Annotated in this window: 14 protein-coding genes; 4 read left to right on the forward strand and 10 right to left on the reverse strand. The window is 43.2% G+C overall.

The features are described from left to right. Positions 1 to 20: 20 nt before the first annotated feature. From feoB to D7D25_RS04350, 3 genes are all read right to left on the reverse strand, one after another. The gene (gene feoB / locus D7D25_RS04340; RefSeq protein WP_122967729.1) at positions 21 to 2537 is read right to left on the reverse strand and encodes a ferrous iron transport protein B; all 2517 of its coding nucleotides are present in this window, start codon (positions 2535 to 2537) and stop codon (positions 21 to 23) included. 102 nt (positions 2538 to 2639) lie between these two features. Continuing rightward, a complete protein-coding gene (locus D7D25_RS04345) occupies positions 2640 to 3194 on the reverse strand; it encodes a PepSY-associated TM helix domain-containing protein (RefSeq protein ID WP_255417174.1) in 555 nt (184 codons plus the stop codon). Continuing rightward, on the reverse strand, positions 3175 to 3720 hold the full coding sequence (locus tag D7D25_RS04350) for a hypothetical protein (RefSeq protein ID WP_122967730.1): 546 nt from the start codon (positions 3718 to 3720) through the stop codon (positions 3175 to 3177). Before D7D25_RS04350 ends, D7D25_RS04345 begins: the two co-directional genes overlap by 20 nt. A gap of 329 nt (positions 3721 to 4049) precedes the next feature. Here D7D25_RS04350 and fumC point away from each other — a divergent pair, with 329 nt between their 5' ends. The 3 genes from fumC (at position 4050) to D7D25_RS04365 (ending at position 8258) form a co-directional block, all read left to right on the forward strand. Further along, positions 4050 to 5447, forward strand: a complete 1398-nt coding sequence (gene fumC, locus D7D25_RS04355) for a class II fumarate hydratase (RefSeq protein WP_122967841.1) — start codon at positions 4050 to 4052, stop codon at positions 5445 to 5447. A 129-nt stretch (positions 5448 to 5576) separates the two neighbouring features. Next, a complete protein-coding gene (locus D7D25_RS04360) occupies positions 5577 to 7217 on the forward strand; it encodes a fumarate hydratase (RefSeq protein ID WP_122967731.1) in 1641 nt (546 codons plus the stop codon). 426 nt (positions 7218 to 7643) lie between these two features. After that, positions 7644 to 8258, forward strand: a complete 615-nt coding sequence (locus D7D25_RS04365; protein ID WP_122967732.1) for a hypothetical protein — start codon at positions 7644 to 7646, stop codon at positions 8256 to 8258. Between the two features lie 284 nt (positions 8259 to 8542). Here D7D25_RS04365 and D7D25_RS04370 read toward each other — a convergent pair whose 3' ends face one another. Then, positions 8543 to 8755, reverse strand: coding sequence for a hypothetical protein (locus D7D25_RS04370; protein WP_122967733.1), 213 nt, complete (start codon positions 8753 to 8755; stop codon positions 8543 to 8545). A gap of 123 nt (positions 8756 to 8878) precedes the next feature. Between D7D25_RS04370 and D7D25_RS04375 the strand changes: the two genes are divergently transcribed. Continuing rightward, a complete protein-coding gene (locus tag D7D25_RS04375) occupies positions 8879 to 9274 on the forward strand; it encodes a hypothetical protein (protein ID WP_148038849.1) in 396 nt (131 codons plus the stop codon). A 148-nt stretch (positions 9275 to 9422) separates the two neighbouring features. On the opposite strand, the gene D7D25_RS04380 is transcribed toward D7D25_RS04375, so the two are convergent. From D7D25_RS04380 to D7D25_RS04405, 6 genes are all read right to left on the reverse strand, one after another. Beyond that, positions 9423 to 11288 (reverse strand): glycoside hydrolase family 127 protein, encoded by a 1866-nt coding sequence (locus D7D25_RS04380; protein ID WP_122967735.1) that lies wholly within the window; start codon positions 11286 to 11288, stop codon positions 9423 to 9425. 41 nt (positions 11289 to 11329) lie between these two features. Further along, positions 11330 to 13366, reverse strand: a complete 2037-nt coding sequence (locus D7D25_RS04385; protein ID WP_122967736.1) for a beta-L-arabinofuranosidase domain-containing protein — start codon at positions 13364 to 13366, stop codon at positions 11330 to 11332. 41 nt (positions 13367 to 13407) lie between these two features. Next, a complete protein-coding gene (locus tag D7D25_RS04390) occupies positions 13408 to 15894 on the reverse strand; it encodes an SUMF1/EgtB/PvdO family nonheme iron enzyme (protein WP_158602536.1) in 2487 nt (828 codons plus the stop codon). A gap of 324 nt (positions 15895 to 16218) precedes the next feature. Next, the gene (locus D7D25_RS04395) at positions 16219 to 17496 is read right to left on the reverse strand and encodes a hypothetical protein (protein WP_122967738.1); all 1278 of its coding nucleotides are present in this window, start codon (positions 17494 to 17496) and stop codon (positions 16219 to 16221) included. A gap of 266 nt (positions 17497 to 17762) precedes the next feature. Beyond that, positions 17763 to 18164 carry a hypothetical protein gene (locus tag D7D25_RS04400; protein WP_148038851.1) on the reverse strand — a complete coding sequence of 134 codons (402 nt, stop codon included), beginning with the start codon at positions 18162 to 18164 and terminating at the stop codon, positions 17763 to 17765. 27 nt (positions 18165 to 18191) lie between these two features. Continuing rightward, complete coding sequence (locus D7D25_RS04405) at positions 18192 to 19724, reverse strand: RagB/SusD family nutrient uptake outer membrane protein (protein ID WP_122967740.1); 1533 nt, start codon at positions 19722 to 19724, stop codon at positions 18192 to 18194. Between the last annotated feature and the right edge of the window lie 7 nt (positions 19725 to 19731).

A 19731-nucleotide genomic window follows, 5' to 3' on the forward strand; every position in this document is an offset into this window, starting at 1 on the left:
AAGTTTATATATATACCCTATTAAATCAACAGGTTTCCTATCTGGTATACCAGGAATGCGGTAAACCAGGCGAGGCCTGTGGAGTAAAGTACACTGAATAGCGCCCATCTCCATGAATGCGACTCTTCTTTGATGGCTATTATTGAGGCAATGCAGGGGAAGTAAATCAATACAAAGAGCAAAAAGCCGGCTACCACAAGAGGGGTGAAGATGGGCGATCCGTCGGCATAAGCCTCTGCCTTTAACCGGTGCTGCAACGATTGCTGGTCTTCACCGTCACCGGTGTATAGGACGCCCATGGTGGAGATGACGATCTCCTTGGCCGCCATCCCCGAGAGCAGGCTCACTGATATTTTCCAGTCGAATCCGAGGGGGCGCATCGCGGGTTCAATGAACTTTCCGATATTGCCGATATAGGAATTCTCCTGGTGAGTTGTAATGCGGTGATGTTCTATCTCTGTTGTCTTCTCCTCCCTCTCCTCGTCGCTTATTTCACTCCGAAGGTATTGCGCGTCGACCATGGCGATCTCACTGTCGAAGGCGGCATCTCTCTCCGCATTCTGGGGGAAATATCCTAAGAACCAGATCACGATGGAGGCGATCAGGATCGGGCCTCCCATTTTCCGCAGGTATTGGCTCGACCGGTCCCACATATGGGTGATGATCGATTTGGTGGTCGGCATCCGGTAAGGAGGCAGTTCCATCACGAACGGTGTTTCCTCTTCCTTAAAGGCTGTCTTCCGAAGTATTCTTGCCGTGAGCGCGGCAATGAGAATACCAAAAGCGTATAATCCAGACATCACCAGCCCCCCGTATTTAGGTACGAAAGCACTCACGAAGAGAATATAAACAGGTAACCGGGCGCTGCAAGACATAAACGGCACAATGAACATGGTGATCATACGGCTGCTCCTGCTTTCGATGGTGCGTGTGGCCATAATGGCCGGGACGTTACAACCGAAGCCCATGATGAGGGGGATGAACGATTTCCCATGCAGGCCGATCTTGTGCATCAGTTTGTCCATGATGAAAGCGGCGCGTGCCATATAGCCGGAGTCTTCCATGAAGGCGATGAAAAGGTACAATATCACAATATTGGGGAGGAAGACGATGACGCCTCCCACACCTCCGATGATGCCATCCACGATCAGCGCTTTCAAGGGACCCTCCTGCATGTTACCCCTGACGAGATTTCCCAGTTGTTCGACCAACCACTCGATCCATTCCATTGGGTAATTGCCCAGACGGAAAGTGGCTTCGAACATGATCCATAAAAACAGGAAAAAGAGGGGGAACCCGATGTATTTATGGGTTGCCAGGGCGTCCAGTAATTTGGTTTTTTCGGAGAACTGGGTCTTTTCCGTAAGCGTCTCTTTGAGTCCGCCGGCGATAAAACCGTACCGGGCATTGGTGAAGGCAGACTCCGGATCTTCCCGGAGTAACCGTTCAATGTAGATCCGCTCTTTATCCCTGCGGGAGAAGATCTGTTCCTGTTGGGGCAAGGTGCGGACATGCTTCTCCACATCCCTGTCGCCTTCAAGCAATTTGACACAGATATACCGTAATGGCATATTCCATCCCGCATACAGTGTGGGTTCCACATTTTTGAACTCCCGCTCCATGATGGCGATGGATTTCTCCAACACCCGTCCATAGGGGATCTGCACATAATCGAACTCCTCTTGTTTGTAGATATCGATTACTTTTTCGAGTAATTGGGGGATACCCTCACCCCTTTTGCCTATGGTGGGTACCATAGGGATATTGATCAATGATCCGAAGGTCTCGTAATCGAATGTGCGGCCGCTCTCTTCCAGTTCGTCGTACATGTTCAGGGCGATCACCACCGGCACTTTCAGGTCGATCAGTTCCGTGGTGAGATAGAGGTTTCGCTCCGCCGCCGATGCCGATACCACGTTCACAATCACATCGGGTTTTTCATCCAGTATATGTTTCCGGACGAATAATTCTTCCGGGGTATATGCTGTGAGGGAGTAAGTGCCGGGAAGGTCTATCAGTGTGAACTCATAGCCATTGTGGCGTAAGGTGCCCTCTTTCGAGTCGACCGTCACACCACTGTAATTACCCACATGCTCGTGCGCGCCGGAAGCCAGATTGAAAATGGTGGTTTTTCCCGAATTGGGATTTCCCAGGAGTGCGACTCTTATTCTCTTATCGGGATGATTTCCTCCATTTCTATGATGATGTGTCCGCGGTTCCGATCCACTGTCGCGACTGGCCTGTGCGTTTTGCCGCACTTGCTCTTCAGTTATGGGATCCTCCTTATAAGGGGCGTCATTGGGGACATCTCCTGCCAGCATCGATATTTCAATCATTACCGCCTCGCTCCTGCGTAGCGATACCTCGTATTCCATGATCTCATATTTGATGGGATCTTTTAATGGAGCGTTCAGTATCGATTTGACTTCCTCTCCGCGTATGAACCCCATTTCGAGGATACGTTTCCTGAAAGCCCCGTTACCATTTACTTTTACGATGTACGCTTTTTGTCCCGTTTGTAATTCTGAAAGGCGCATGAATGATTGATTTTTCTTATTTCGCCATGCAAAGATAACTTTTTTTGCCTTGATTATTTATATTGTTTCTAAATAATGGGGTCTTTGAGGCTTTCAGCCTTCTTATCCTGCCAGCAATATATATAAGACAGGAATAAGCAGGCCGATAATCAGATACCATTTCCCTCTTTTCGTGATGCCATGTTTCCCCTTTACCATAAACAGCCCTGATACGGCCAGAAAGATCACTGATCCGGCGAACATGTCGGCCATGGGCGACCACCCCTTGACGCGGTTATAATGGAGCCGGTTCACCCAGTAGGCAAAGGGTTTTCTTCTGCTTGTCTGATATTGGACCACACCACTCTGTGGATCATACTCCCCGATACCGCCCTGCAGCATTAACCGGTATTTTCCCGCGGTTTCGCCGATAGTGTTCAGTCCGGGCCTGCCGGCTTCGGATTGCCATGCTTGTTTGAACTCTTCCCGTGTCAACCCTGGGGCAAAAGTCAAGCTAGTCTCCTCTACTTTATAGGAAGGATCTTTGCCGTTCATATGATTGAGCAAAATACCGGAAATCCCGTAAACAAGGGATAGGCCCACCATCACGAACCCGATGTCGCGATGGAGGATTCGTATCCATTTTCTTATTTTTGGACTAATTGTGAACTTCTTCATAGTTCAATCCGTCGATATAATATATCGAGTAGTAATCTTTTCCGTGGGCCTTCATCCAATCCTTCATCTCGTTGATATTGGCCAACTCTGCCTCGCAAGTTTCAGCAGAGGCCTCTTGTTTCGTCAGTTTTTCGTTGACACTGCTTTCCATATCTGCTATTTCAGCTTCGGTGAGTCGTCTTTCCCGCAATATGCCATTTACTTGCAATTGGGAGCCTTCCAGTTCCCGGTTGAAACCTCCTATTTCTCCCTTGGCTTCCACCCGGATGGAATGTTTTTGTCCTTCTCCGGTCAGAAAACAACGTTTACCTGAATGCTTACAAGTATGGGTCACATACCCTTTGATCGCCACCGGTTCGTCTATCAATGATTCGGCTACGGCGTAAAGGGAGTCGGCATCGTAGACAATCGCTCCGGTTTCCGTCACGGTCTCTTTACTTTCATTGCTCTTTTGTGTTTGTCCCGCATTGTTACAGGAAGCGGCAAAGAAGGCAAATGCCACTAAAATAAAATCTAACTGCCTCATACGATTATTCTATTATGATTAAAACTGCAAATTTACAGCTTTTTGTTATTTTTAATTAGATATGGCGATTTAGAAACTTCAAAATAACAATTTTTTTCCTTATGAAACCATCCCTTAAAATGAGTATATTTATGTGATGATATAGCATGAAATGGTAGTGGTTTTTCAATACCGTCTTTTCTTTATATTTTTGCAGACAGTGGTGGATTTATTTATTTTTCCGGTTGCCGAATTGGGAAAAGAGGAAAGATGCTGGTTGTGAGTGTGTGGAGGGCGAAGGATTTGGAAAGGGTGAGAAAATTTATATAAATATATTACATGCATGCTTTATGAATTACAGAATTGAGAAGGATACGCTGGGCGAGGTGCGGGTGCCTGCCGATAAGCTGTGGGGTGCGCAAACCGAGCGTTCACGGAATAATTTTAAGATTGGAAGTCCCGCTTCCATGCCAAAAGAAATCATTTACGGATTTGCCTATTTGAAGAAAGGAGCGGCATACGCCAACCATGAACTGGGTGTGTTGTCGCAGGAGAAACGTGATTACATTGCGCAGGTTTGCGATGAAATCCTAGAAGGTAAACTCGATGACCAGTTCCCGCTGGTTATTTGGCAGACAGGGTCGGGGACGCAGAGCAACATGAATGTGAATGAAGTGATTGCCAATCGCGCCCATCAACTGGCAGGAAAAATAATCGGCGAGGGAGAAAAAACATTACAACCCAACGATGACGTGAATAAATCGCAATCGTCGAATGATACTTTCCCTACCGGAATGCATATCGCCTGCTACAAAAAAATAGTAGAAGTGACTCTCCCCGGATTGCGCCAACTGCGGAAAGCATTGGCCGCCAAATCGAAAGAGATGGCGGATGTGGTGAAGATCGGGCGGACACATCTTATGGATGCCACTCCCCTTACATTGGGACAGGAATTCAGCGGTTATGCTGCGCAATTGGAATATGGCATCCGCGCCATTGAAAACACCTTGCCGCATTTGGCTGAACTTGCTTTGGGTGGTACTGCCGTAGGAACGGGGTTGAACACTCCCAGGCACTATGATGTGATTGTAGCCCGTTACATTGCCGAATTTACCGGCCTTCCTTTTGTGACTGCCCCGAATAAATTTGAGGCGCTCGCGTCACATGACGCCATTGTGGAAACACATGGAGCATTGAAACAGGTCGCTGTGTCGCTTAACAAGATAGCTAATGATATCCGGCTGCTGGCCTCCGGCCCCAGGAGCGGTATCGGCGAGATTATTATCCCCGCCAACGAGCCCGGTTCGTCTATTATGCCCGGAAAAGTGAACCCTACCCAATGCGAGGCTCTCACCATGGTATGCGCCCAGGTAATGGGAAATGATGTGGCAATTGCCGTGGGAGGCATGCAGGGGCATTTTGAACTGAATGTCTTTAAGCCGGTGATGGCAGCCAACTTCCTTCAGAGTGCGCAACTTTTGGGAGATGCCGCCCTGTCGTTCGATATCCATTGCGTATCGGGCATTGAGCCTAATAGGCCGCGTATTAAGGATTTGCTCGACAATTCATTGATGCTGGTAACCGCTTTGAATACGAAGATCGGTTATTATAAAGCTGCCGAGATCGCCAACGCGGCTCACCGGAACGGAACCACGCTCAAAGAGGAAGCTGTCCGCCTGGGTTATGTCTCCGCGGAGGATTTCGATAAGTGGGTGCGTCCCGAGGATATGACCGGGCCTTTGGCTTAATCTTAATTACAACTATTTTTGAACGGCGTCGTTTTCGGATGCCGTTTTTTCTTTGTATTTTTGCCTGCTAATGCAAAATAACCCGGATAAATAACCTCCGAACGAATTTTATTGAACAAAATCATATTTATGGCAACAAAACCATTCATTTATCAGGAGCCTTTTCCGATGTCGAAAGACCAGACCTCCTATTATCTGCTCACCAAGGAGCATGTGTCAGTGGCATCCTTTGAAGGGAAAGAAATCCTGAAGGTCTCGAAAGAGGGATTGACCCTGTTGGCGGAGACTGCCTTCCGTGATGTGGAATTCCTGCTGCGCCCCGACCACCAGGAGCAAGTGGCAAGCATTCTCAACGACCCCGGCGCGAGTGACAATGATAAGTTCGTGGCGCTCACCTTCCTGCGTAATGCCGAGATATCGGCGAAAGGAATTCTCCCTTTCTGTCAGGACACGGGCACAGCGATTATCATGGGCAAGAAAGGGCAGCGGGTGTGGACCGACGGGAACGATGAGGAGGCCCTTTCACGGGGAGTGTACAATACTTTCGTGAACGAGAACCTGCGCTACTCCCAGAATGCCGCATTGAACATGTATGATGAGGTGAACACGGGCACGAACCTGCCCGCGCAAATCGACCTCTATGCGACGGAGGGGGACGAGTACAAGTTCCTTTGCATTGCCAAGGGAGGCGGATCGGCCAACAAGACCTATCTCTATCAGGAGACCAAAGCGTTGCTTACCCCAGGTAAACTGGAAGAGTTCCTGCTCGCAAAGATGAAGTCACTGGGAACTGCCGCCTGTCCTCCCTATCACCTGGCGTTCGTGATTGGCGGCACCTCGGCCGAAGCGAACCTGAAGACGGTGAAGCTTGCCTCTGCCAAATACTACGATAACCTCCCCACTGAAGGGAATGCACTGGGACAGGCTTTCCGGGACATCGAGCTGGAGGAGAGGCTGAAGAAAGCCTCTGAAGAGTTGGGGCTGGGCGCGCAGTTTGGAGGGAAATATTTCACCCATGACGTGCGGGTTATCCGACTGCCGCGCCACGGCGCTTCCTGTCCCGTAGGGATGGGAGTGTCTTGTTCGGCTGACCGCAACATCAAGGCGAAAATTAACCGTGAAGGTATCTGGATCGAGAAGCTGGAGGATAATCCTGCACGTCTTATCCCAGAACAATACCGTGAAGTGGGTGAAGCGGGAGGTGTAAAAATCGACCTCAACAGGCCGATGAGTGAAATCCTCGCGGAGCTTTCCAAATATCCGGTCTCCACCCGCCTTTCGCTGAATGGTACGATCATTGTCGGAAGAGACATAGCCCATGCCAAGCTGAAAGAACGCATCGATTGCGGGGAAGGCCTCCCACAGTATATCAAGGATCATCCTATTTACTACGCGGGCCCGGCCAAGACCCCGGAGGGTTATGCCTCCGGATCGATGGGACCCACCACGGCAGGGCGTATGGACTCTTACGTGGATCTGTTCCAGTCGCACGGCGGCAGCATGATCATGCTGGCAAAAGGGAACCGCAGTCAACAGGTTACCGATGCCTGTAAAAAGCATGGAGGTTTCTACCTAGGCAGTATTGGCGGCCCGGCAGCCATCTTGGCGCAGGATAGCATCAAGAGCCTTGAATGTGTGGAGTATCCCGAATTGGGGATGGAAGCGATATGGAAGATTGAAGTGGAAGATTTTCCGGCATTTATCCTGGTCGATGACAAGGGAAATGATTTCTTCCAGGTAGTGACACAGCCTAATTGCGCGGCAGGCTAAATACACGTTAGGGTAAATAGCAGGGAAAAACCGGTGCCGACTTTCCGTAACCCTTTGATGGGAATGGAAAGCCGGCATCTCTATTTAAACTAACTAGCGTTTGAGCCCCGGTTGAAGGGGTGAGGGGCTTTCATTACAACACCTATTTCCAAGATAAACACCGTTAATGTTTCTAAATTATTAAACAAACTTACTCGATAATTGTTATAAATGATAAAATTATATGTAATTCCCTAACTTTTTATGCAGCGAAACTGGCATTTATTACATCTATATAATAGGTGCTTGTGTTCAATAGCTTACAACACCTGAAAAGACATCATAATTATTATATGCAATACTCATTAAAAATTGAAATTGGTAAGGTGGATTTGATTTTTTTAATGTGCATAATGAAAACAGGTTATGAATTAAAACGATTGAACAATGAAACCAAGTAAATTATTATCAGGATTTTTTATAAGCGTATACGTAATGCTTTTTCTTTTTACATCTTGCGACAAATTTGAGTTGAATTTTACCACTCCCAGTGAATTTAATTTGGATGCGTCATCGCATGAACTTGAAATTAAAACAAAGCAAGATGAAGCAATTATTTCAAGTATTAATTTGGCTGATGAGATGATTAATATATCACGTCCTAATGAAAATTTTACAGGAATACTATCTCTTGAAAAGTTTAAGGTTGATTATTTGAATGGGTCTATCACAGAAATACAAGGGGAATGGTTTACTATAAAAGTCGTGTCTCCTTATGCGTTTAAGGTATCCATATCGGAGAACCATACAATCAAAGACCGTAAACTGATTATTCATTTTGGATGGAAAAGCGCATTCAAGCAAGCAACCATACATCAAAAGGCGGGAAATGTAAATAAAAATTCTCGTTACACATCATTTGAAGAAGCAAAAGAAATTTCCGGTCTGTTTATGGGCTGGAAACTTGGCAATACAACCAAGAGTGGTTCGGAAAACGAACTGAAAGAGTCATCGATAATAAAATCAGACAACGAAACCATGATATGCGTTTTCAATAGGTAACAGGTGATGGAATCAGGTCATTAAGATAATCAGACAAGCGAACAGCCCGATCAATATCACAGCTAAAAGGATGCAAATAATAATCTCGAGCCACTTCTCACTGGCCTGATTCTTCTTTTTCATGCGATTGGTTTACCTTTCTCATCCATACTTTATTGATTTTTTATCAGTGTATGGAAGTTGTGATAATTCTGTTCCTTCAAAGAAGCGGTATATCTATTTTCTTCTATTTATCTGAATGGAGGACTAAATTGTGAGGTTTCCTTGTATTGGCAAGACATGCCCTACGAACCCCAAATATCCTTGATTCCATATTCAGCGAAGACAGACTCTATTAACTCCTTTTCGCGCACCTTCAAGGAATACACACCCCGTATGCGATACCCGAGCCCCTGTGGTGTTCGAATACCAAGCGCCTGCATTAATTTGGCCTTCACTTCGGCCAAATCTTTTACCTGTACTTGCCCGAGGCCTTTCTGAAACGAATTTCTTTCCATTTTATGTATTAGTTAAGGAAATAGCGTTTTCCGCTATTTCAAAAGTGAAATAAAAACGTTTACTTTGTAATGATTTATTTCGTTTTGCAAATATCAATAATATTGTTGATAAATACAAATAAAATGATTGCTTTTTCTATGGAAAATGAAACTATTTTTGACAGAATTGCTCAAATTATTGAAATTGAGTGTAATGGGGTGCCCGCGCAATTTGCGAAAAAGATCGGGTCAAAAGATCAAACTGTCAGGAATATTGTGGTAAATAGAAGAAGCTATCCTGGCTATGAGATATTGTTAAAAATCATCCAATCAATTGATTGGTTAAATCCGGATTGGTTGATCACCGGCAGAGGAGAAATGAGAAAGGGAGATGATAAAAGCAATCAAATGATCACAGAACCGGGGACCCATTATGAAACTGATATCAACCGACAACTGATCAATATCATCGATTCACAGCAACGCACCATTGAGAATTTAACCAAGCATAAGAAGAGCAATACTGTGGATCCGGTATAGATCAGGTTTCTATTTTCTTGTATTGTACTTTCCTTTAATAACAGGCGTACAACCTGTTTTTACCGGCTTCATCCAGGGCTTTCTTTCCCTTGCGGACAAAACCGGTATAAATGAGGTGATGAAGACAACAGGTTACCTGTTCCTTATATTATTTTTTGTAATTAACCCATACCTTCATTTGTCCTGCTTCCCTGTTATCCCATGCATAATACGGGACGAAAAGAATGCTGTCACTATCCTTTCCTGCACTTATTGTAACTATTCCTTCCAGAAGCGATTCATTAAAGTTGGAGGTAAATTCCATATCCGGAGATAAAAACAGGTTATCGAAAGAAGGGTTGTCGATTTCTTCCATACAATAGACTAACGGCCCTCGTTGAATGGCTCGTTTCCCGGTATTTTCCTTGACACGAGGATCGGCTGCTATCACTTCTACCGGCATATCCATCGTTAAAACCAATTTGTCGGAATTCTTCCATTTTCTGTCTATTACGGCAAACCCTTTTTCCAGAGGTATATTTTCTACGGTTTCGTCGTTTATGGCAACAGTAAATTTATTGCACCACTCAGGAATACGTAAACGAAATTCTTTTTTCATTGTTTTGTTAAGAGATTCTATGCGAAATTCAACTGTTCCGTTCCATGGATAATCAGTTTCCTGACGTATAGTGAATCTCTCTTTTCCTGTATTGATCTCGGTTTTATTGCCTATGAACAGATTGATCCATATTGTCTTATCCGATATCCCATAAATGTAATTCCCGATGGATGGCAAGAACCGTGAAATCTGGCTGGGACAACAGGCTGTTCCGTACCATTCCCTGCGATGGTGATTACCGTGGGATGCCAGTGGATTCACGTAAAAAAAGCGATCGCCGTCCAAAGATATACCGGCAAGTGCACCGTTGTACATGGAACGTTCCATCACATCAATATATTTTGCGTCACCGGTTAACTGATGCATGCGTGAATTCCAAAATACCATTCCCACTGAAGCACATGTTTCACAATATGCTTCGTAATTCGGTAGATCATAAGGTTCTGTAAAACCTTCGTTCTGTCGTGATGATCCTATACCACCGGTAATATACATTTTTCGAAGCACGACATCATCCCATAAACGGTTCAGCGCTTCAATATATCCGTCATCTCCCTTCAGAGCGGCAACATCGGCCATTCCGCAGAAAAGATACATGGCACGGACAGCGTGACCGGTTATTTCTTCCAGATCTCTTACCGGCACCACATCCTGGTAATAAAGCGGGTTCCATGTTCCTTCCGATCCCTTACTTCCATGTCCGTGCCCTCTCTCTTCGAGAAGCCAGTAGGCGAAGTCGAGATATTTTCCTTCCCCGGTTACTTCATATAACTTTACCAGCGCCAGTTCTATTTCTTCGTGTCCCGGAACCCAATGACGCTTACCGGGGCCGAATAAATCCATCATGTGATTGGCCATATGAATGGAGACATCGAGAAGCGTTCTCTTTCCGGTTGCCTTATAATATGCAATAGCTGCTTCGATCATATGTCCGGCGCAGTACATCTCATGTTTGTCCATATTCGTCCAACGATTATCTATGCCGGTTAAGGTGTAGAACGTGTTGATATAGCCATCCGGTTGCTGGGATGCCGCAATTTTTGCGATCCAGTCATCACATTTTTTTTCCAGTTCAGGATCCGGATTGTTGATCAGGCTATATGCCATGCCTTCCAGTGCTTTATACACATCGGAGTCATCATAAAAGATCCCTGAATGTTCGCCGGTTCCTTTTGCTGCGTTTTCAAAGTTACGGATCCTGCCTGTCTTGTTCTCTATCTGGTCAATACACACGGGTAATGTTGTGCTGGCATGATTTCTCAGGCGGGGTGACCAAAAATTATCCGTGAGTTGTACATTCGAAAAGTCGATTTGGCCGATCACTTTCGAAGTAGAAATCCCTTTATCATTCTTGTGTATCGATGAACAAGAAACGATCAAAGTAACTGAGAGGAACAATAAAAAATATTTGTTCATTGCTGTGCTGTTTATGTTATATCATTTAACCTCTGTTTAAATCACTGTCTTGTAACGGGGAACTCCGCTATTCTCAACGTTGTACATCCGTAGGGTATCAAGATGATCTCTTCCTCGGGCATTGTCTCCGCCTGATATTGTACACTGAATGGAAGAGGTCCGGCGGAACGGTTGTATAGCTGCCAGTCAATCATTCGTTTTCCTTTGGTTTTTATTTCAACAGGAGCGTTTTCCACATTCCATGGATATCCTTTCACTTCATTCACAATTACCTGAAAATCGGTTTCAATATTTTCAGGTCTTATGGATTCCTCCTTCAGGCAATAGTTCCACGGCGAATCGCTATGCACTTCATAGTACCACTCCCCGTAACGGGTTCCGAATTGGCGATCATCCTCTACCTTGATCCAATTTTCTTCCATCCGCAAGGCGTACAGAAGGGGACCTCTCTCTATTGCCGCCGATGCCTCATGCCAGCGGGAAACTTTTACTTCCATCGGTAACAGCAGCTCAACCACGTCCCCCGATTTCCATTCACGATGAACCTTTTCAATTATCCCGCCACCGGTATTTTTCCATATTTTATTATTGATTTTTATCGTAGCCTCGTTACACCATTCCGGGATTCTGAGGTGGAGAGGGAACATAACCGTTTCGACAGGTTGATCGATTATATCAATGGTAAAACGAACAGATTCTTCAAACGGATAGTTCGTGATCTCTTCGATTTTAACCGTAGTACCTGTCCCAACTTTAGCGGTAATCGTGCATGGGGAATAAAAGAGAGCAGCCAGTCCCTTATCTTCGGATGCATACCACAAGTGTTTCGTGAATTTTGGCCATCCCTGATGCAAATTCGAAGTACAACAGGGATATCCGGTCAACAGGCCGAATAGTTGATCGGTGCCATGGTAGCATGTTACGAAATTTCTCGGATGACGTGATACTTCAACCTGGTTCAGTTGCTGATAGTATTGGCGTGCATCGAAATCATCAGTAATTTGCGTTGGTAAAGCATTAAAAGTAATTTTCTCCAGCCAGTCCGCCCATTCAACACTTCCTGTGATCTCAATCATTTTTTCAAGGGAGAACATCAGTTCAACAGCAGTACAGAGCTCGGAGCCTTGTGTAGGGTTTCCGGTGTGCAGTAACTCATCGGCACCATAAAGGCCGTTGGGCCATCCATGGGCACGTTTAAGATCTTTCATTCCTCTGTGAACGGCATAGATATGTTTCTGATCTTTGCTTGCCTGATAACGAATCACTGGCTGTTTCATACCTTGTGCCAAATTGACGCAATGAACACTGAACAGCGTATTCAGCATATCACCTTCCAGAAAGGCATTCGTCCAATCTATAGTTTGCTCTGTAATCAGGTCTCCCAGTTTCAGTAAGAACTTTTCTCCGGTAATATTATAAAGCCAGTATACCACCATCAGGTTGTCTCCTCCCCGTTGCTGACCCCAACGGGTCCAGTGATTCAGAGGCTTCGAAGGTAGTTCTTTCAGCTGATATCTGAAATAATTCAGCATAAATGGAATGACACGTTCATCGTGTGTTGCCTCATAATACTGCTTCATGAACTTTAAGACGACCATTTTCGGCCACCAGTCATGAGCATTTGTCCTTTGTAGTCCTTCTTCCGGCTCTCTGTCCATTGATGGACCAAAATAACCGTTTTGTTGTTGGCTCTGGAGAGTCCACTCCACCCAGGGCTGCACTTTGGCTTTTAATGATTCATCATCCAATATATATGCCAGTGGGAGGAGACCGTCTATCCAATAAGGTCCTCTTTCCCACACGTCACCGTCTCCGCCGAGCCAACCGTTCCGCGGTCCCATCACCTCGGGGTAGAGAGAGTCGAGATGACCGGTCATACCGTTTTTCATCCTCAACATCTGATCCTTCAACCATCCTTCCGGCTGTATACAACCCAAAGGAAGTTCCATGTATGGTTTTGTAATTAGTGGCGAACGATTATTTAAATAGAGGTCAGTTGACAGTTGCCTCTGTTGTGCTTCGATATTCATGTTATATACTAAAAATAATAATAGAATAATTAGACTTGTTTTCTTCATAACATATACATATTTATAATTTTATAATCAAAAATATTTTTTCACCATGCATCTTTTACACAACGGAATCCCACTGTTGCCTTTCTTTCGAACGACGAGGAAACCCGGAGCAGGTATTGTCTGAAATTCAATTCACGGGGGCCTCCCTGTACATACCAGAAACTTGATTTTGGTGAAAAATAACTTCCTCCTTTTATCATTATATACCTGTAAGTAGTATTATCATAAACATCATTTGTCAACTGCCATACACAACCTACCAAATCATATAATCCATAGGGATTCTTCCCTTCTTCATATTTTCCGACCGGATAAAGCGAGCCGTCTCCCAAATTGCACCGGGTTGAATCGATCCCTTTTATTCTCCATACAGAAAGAGTATTAGTGATAAACTCTTCTTCTCTTTCCACAGGCGTTCTTTGTATCCAGGGCCATTCATTTCCATCTGCGGTCTGGGCTGCATACTGCCACTCCAATTCGGTTGGGATACGTTTTCCTGCCCATTTGGCATAGGCCTTCGCATCTTCAAGTGTCACATAAATTACAGGATAGTGTTCCTGTCCTTTGGGAATCTCTTTATTTATCCAATGTTTCAGGAAATTTGTTGTATCACCCGGTTGATAGTCAGTTGCTTCTAAAAACTCTTTATATTGTGTATTGGTAACCGGATATTGATCCATAAAAAATTTTCTCATAGATATTTTCTCACCCTTGGATGTCAGATTATCAGGATAAGGAATGAAAGAGTCGCCTACTCTGTAACTATCGCATTTAAAAATCCCGGCAGGTATAGTGACCATACCTGTAGGCGCTGTTTTCACTTTCTCTGTGATTTCAGTTTCCGATATCAAACGTACTGTGCCGGGTGTTATATGAATTATCCTCTCATCGATTAATTCTTTTCCCTCAAACGCTTGAATGATAAATTTTCCTTCTTTATCCGGAAATACATCCTGTAATCGAATTGTTTGCAGCTTCGTGTCATATTCAGCAGGAATATTTTCATAACCCGGCTCTCCTGACCAGATCCTGATTTTATCACCCTTTTTGGAAGAGAAAGAAAGTTTATCGCCACTCAACATAACAGACAATAATTTTGGAAACCGGGCGATTGCTGATACCGAGCTTTCATTATTTGTGCCCAGGTCAAAACAATTAAATCCGTCTATTTTTATTTTTACATAGTCTTTATCCCCAATCTTATTGACAAGCACTTCTTCATGTTTAAAAAGGTTAACAAAATGCCAGGAATCCCCACTCTCTACCTGAAATAAGTTTCCATCATATCCGGACGGACGCAAGTTTAAGATTGTATAGACTGTCTTTGTTTCTGTTGCCCATCTATTCACATACATACTATCAATCGATGTGGGGATTAGCGGGGTAAAATCGTATTGGAAGAAATTTGCACTGTTTTCCCTTTGGATCATAAGCAGTTTACCCCAATATTGCATTTGTTGATCAGACCATTCAAATCTTCCGGGGGGGAAACTGTTTATCTCCGTGCCATATCCGTTGAAAAATGAAAGATTGAATTCTCTTTTTATCGGTTCGCGTGCTTCCTCTGCCACTCTGAAAATGGCAAAATCAGGCTTTATGAATTTATTTAAATTCAGTACAGGCGGGTAATAAAGGGCATTATGCACTCTGCCGGAAGCAATTCCCTGCATATCACGAGGCACAGCCATTCCCTCACTATACATTACAACTCCTTTGCGGGCAGCATCCACCGCATTCTGTAATTCGACACTTGATCCACCTTTGGTATCAAGCACGAATCCGTCAATATCCGCCACTCCGGTAATATTGGTCATCCCGTCGAAATGACCTTCATCCGAACGGGTACTTTCGTCCCATGGATTGTAGCATAAGAAGAAGTAAGTTCCCATTTTGTGGCATAGATCCGATATCTCCCTTAATTTCGTGTATCCACCCGGCAAATCCCGAAACATATCCCATTGATTTCGCTGGTCCATCCCTAATGCGGGCCATGTGGGCCAAATGCCATACACATCATAGCCACCCATCAGACTTTTCATTTTTTCAAGATACTGCTGTACATGAAACGAATTGTCTTTATAATCAAAGAATCGTTTATCCCAGGTCATCATGAGATTAACCGCGAAGCAGTCCCGAATCCATTTCAGGTCTTCCCTCTCGATCAATGAATTATCGAATGTGCCTACCGGAACATCATACAATAACCTATCCTGGAACATTAACTTCAAACCATTTTGCCAATCACCCTTATATTTATCCAGCCAGAAATTGTACTCAATGATGCCATCAGGATATAGGATTGTTTCAAAGCGTCTTAAATTTCCATTTTTCAGACTTTTATTATCACGTCGTACCAATGCAACAATATTATCTTCTCCATCTGTTTCCGCACAAGTAAATCCTAATTCCCAGGCATTGTCGGGCAGAATAACATTCAGGGGTTCATGATCCGGTCGGAACAAATACGTACGGGAAAGGCCATGCGAGCCTTTCCCCGTGATATATATGTTTTTTTTATTTCGTCCCAACGGAACAATATTGTGTAAAATCAATGTATCTGCAGAAATATTTTTAAAGCTGATTATTCCTTGAATCCCCAATTGGGATGTTTGCATCAAAAAAGATACATCCATAATCCCGGAGGAAGTAACTGTTGAGTATTCTGTTTCTCCTATCTGATACGTAGTCAGTGGCAACTCTTCAGGAAAGATAATGTCCGGTTCAATGGATTGAAATGACAAATGGCTTCCTTCATTGAACCGTATTGACTCCAAAGATTGGCTGCACAGTGGATGTATAGAACACACTATGAGAAAAATAATGGCCAACAGTTTTTTTAAATCTTCCATAGACTAATCAAGAGTTTGTTTTTTGATGGCATTGTTATAATCTACAACATAGTGCCACCAATTATTCAATTTTCCATCATTCGGATTAATCCCCTTGTAACGAGGCATATGGGAGAGATAATACTTCATCCATCCTAATTGCCAGGAACCCTGAGGATTTCCCCATTCTGTCCGATTCACACTTCTGGCCTCATTTCCTCTTAAATAAGGATAGTTCAGCCAATCATCCACATAACTAAGGATATATGTCTCGTTGCCAAAATCATAATCCTGTTGTCCGTTAGGTGGGAAATGCACATTTCCTATCTGGGCTTTACCTTTCTCAAATTTATCATACCGCAAACCATAGGCAGAGTATTTTTCCCATGTGGAAAGTTGAGACAGGCTGGTTTTATTGTCATAATTCCACCATCCGTAAACCTGCATCATGGTTGATTCAAAACGATGTCCATAACTTTCCAGTGCACAAGCCAGATCCCGTTCGTAATTCAATCCCATAATACTGAGTAGTTCCGTACAAGTGGGATTTTCATTCGGAGGAGAGTTAATCCAAAAAGCATCTTTGCCCATCATATGCGATTCCCACATTCCACCATAAGGAAAAGTCCAAACCCACACTTCATGAATTTCCCCCTTGTCCCGCATTTTATCAAAACCATAATGGGCGACCATCGCGTTATAATCATATGAAGTACCTATTTCTTTAAAAGTTTCCCAATTTTCCTCCCCAAGGTATTTCGCTACTTCATCCACTGATAACAATCTCTTCTCGGGATCATTTTTGAGATAAGTAAATAGTTGCCCGGCATCAATTTCCTTCACAATCTGGTAATCTATGGTATATCCTGAAACTTCTTCCAGCGTCTTTTCATAATTTTGGGAAAGTTCCACCGGATCATTCCATTTAAAGCTGTATCCGGGAGTGATAAAGAGTTCGTGAAGGCGTTTGTTTTGAGGTAATAAAACGGGGTTTTCATACACCACGGCAACTTTTACCGTAATGGTTTCTGCATTGGCATTTTCCAGATATATTGACTGATCAGTTTTTTTGTCTTTCGTGAAGTCCAAAAATTCAGTTTCTGCCTGCTGCCTCATATTATGTTTGAATACGTTCAAATAGTATACTCCATTTATTTTTTCAAATGTCTGGTTATTTTTATTGAACTCATTCCCTGTAAACCTGACAATACCTTTGGCATCTGTTTTTTTTGATATGATTATATTTCTGCCATGATCTCGATCCTCCGCAGAACTGTAAATTTCCACGGTCGCACCTTCCATTTTTCTCCCTGTCTGATCTGTAATTGTAATATTCAACCCTAAGGATATCACATTATCATCCCTGTTCTTCTTACAAGAAATAAAATAAAATACCGAGGTTGATATCAGAAAACAAAGAGAATATTTAACCAATGCTCCATTCATTCGCATAATAAATTTAATATAAATCCATTGTAGATCCTCATACAATTAATTCTGTACTCTTCGTTATAATATTAGAATATCATAAACAAGACCTACAATGGATTGAAGATAAAAATGATATGCTAATTAAGTACGATATAGTGGTAAGTATGCCCATCGTTCATTAAAAGATAACGAGTTATATCGTTTTTAATAATCCCATCTTTTTCAACTCTTATATAATAAATTCCTTTTGCTTTCTGAGTATCCAAACCGGGTTCGAAATCTTTTAAAGAAAAAACCGCTTCGCCGTCTGCACCAGTATTGCGTGTTGAAAGAATATTCGTATTGTTGTCCCGGTCCTGATTGGTTTTATAAATATTTACAAGTACGTCGGCAACGGGTTGTGTCATGTTGTCGTCACTAAATACCTGCACGTGAAATTCCCAGGGGGTTGCTTTTTGGAATTCTTCAAATATTCCGGATCTATCACAAGACATCACGAATATTGAAAAGATTATAAAAGATATTATTTTGATTTTCATATAATTAAAATTATTTATTACATACGATTAAAACTCATATTGGTCATTTTTATCCTGTTCTCCACCGAAAGTGTAAGATTCAATATCATAGAAGCCAAGTTCCAGTATTGGGATAGGTAATTGACGGAACGATCTGGTGGTCAATTGAAATTTATCGATAGGAGTACGGCGTCTATCATAAAATGGAGTAGCGGTATATGCATATCCGCATTCAACAAATCGTTCATAATAGATCGCCTCTAAAATTTTTTCTTTGGACGAATTATTATCTATATCGTTCAACCTGCCTCTATTCACACGGGTGAGATTCACCATTTGAATCGCTTTGGATATTTCGGACGTCTGGAGTGCAGCTTCTGCATATAAGAGATCTGATTCTGCTTTAGTGAAAAAATAGAGGTCTCCTTCTCCCGATTGTTGTCCTGTTTCCGAAAAACGATTAAGTACATATGAACTGTATTTTGTATATCCGTCATAGGATAAACCACCTGTCGGAGTATTCACAGAGGGATAATACACAAAATCGGTACCTAATCTAAAATCTGGAGAATCAGCTTCAGGCAATGTCTGACCTTGTCCGAAATCGGTTGGAAGCGGCCAAATTGCTCCGGGATCACCGGGATAAGCCATCATATTAATAACCCTCATTCCAACTCTGCCCCACTGATTGCCTCCCGGCCATGAGGCGGCAGCATAAGACCACACATCCCATCCTTGTAGAGGTAGCTTTGCTTTTACATCTTCTGAAAGCCCTTCTGCTATATATTTCTTTACTTCAGCCCAATCTACTGATCCATACATATCCTTGTTCCTCGGATGATACGCTATAGATCTGGCAGCCATGAAATTAGCAAACTGTCTCAGTTTAACATTATTACCCACGATATCGGATGGCAACAGACCGCCGAAGTTTGTAAAACTATGAGCGTTGCATATCTCAATACATTGATCCAAATAGCCAAGGGCTAATTCTTTGGTCTCCAGAGCCGGTCGGATATTGTCAGCAGTAATTGACTGAAGATCAGAATCCTCAGTAATTAAAAAACATTGATCAAATAATAAACTTAATTCGGTATAAAAAGCACCCATTAAAAAATAGCAATTTGCCAGTATTTTAAATGTTTGATCCTTGTTATCTTCTTGATATACCAGTTGATTTTCTTTTATGGTTGCCAGCATGTTCCTGACAGTGCTGATTTTACTGTAATGATTATACCATAATGTCCGGGGAAAACCTGCATTTTTATCCGTATTTGGAATCATGGGTTTTTCATAGTTCCTCCTATAGTAATAAGATTGCAGATCCCAGTTTCCTGCTCCAGCTGTAAAAGCATCTGAATTTGTCGCCAATATCCATGTATCACCATCATTGGATGCAAGCATGTGATGCCACCAATTATTATATGCTCCGCTTATCAAAGAGGGATACTGATTAATATCTCCCATAACCGTTGAAATATCCGGCTGATGATCGTTCTTAATATCCAGACCCGAAAAATATGGTTCACATGCGGTCAGATACAGGAATATAAAATACGAAATGAATATTTTTTTTTTCATAATTGCA

This window comes from Proteiniphilum sp. X52 (assembly GCF_003712195.1).
In the GTDB taxonomy this organism is placed as follows: domain Bacteria; phylum Bacteroidota; class Bacteroidia; order Bacteroidales; family Dysgonomonadaceae; genus Proteiniphilum.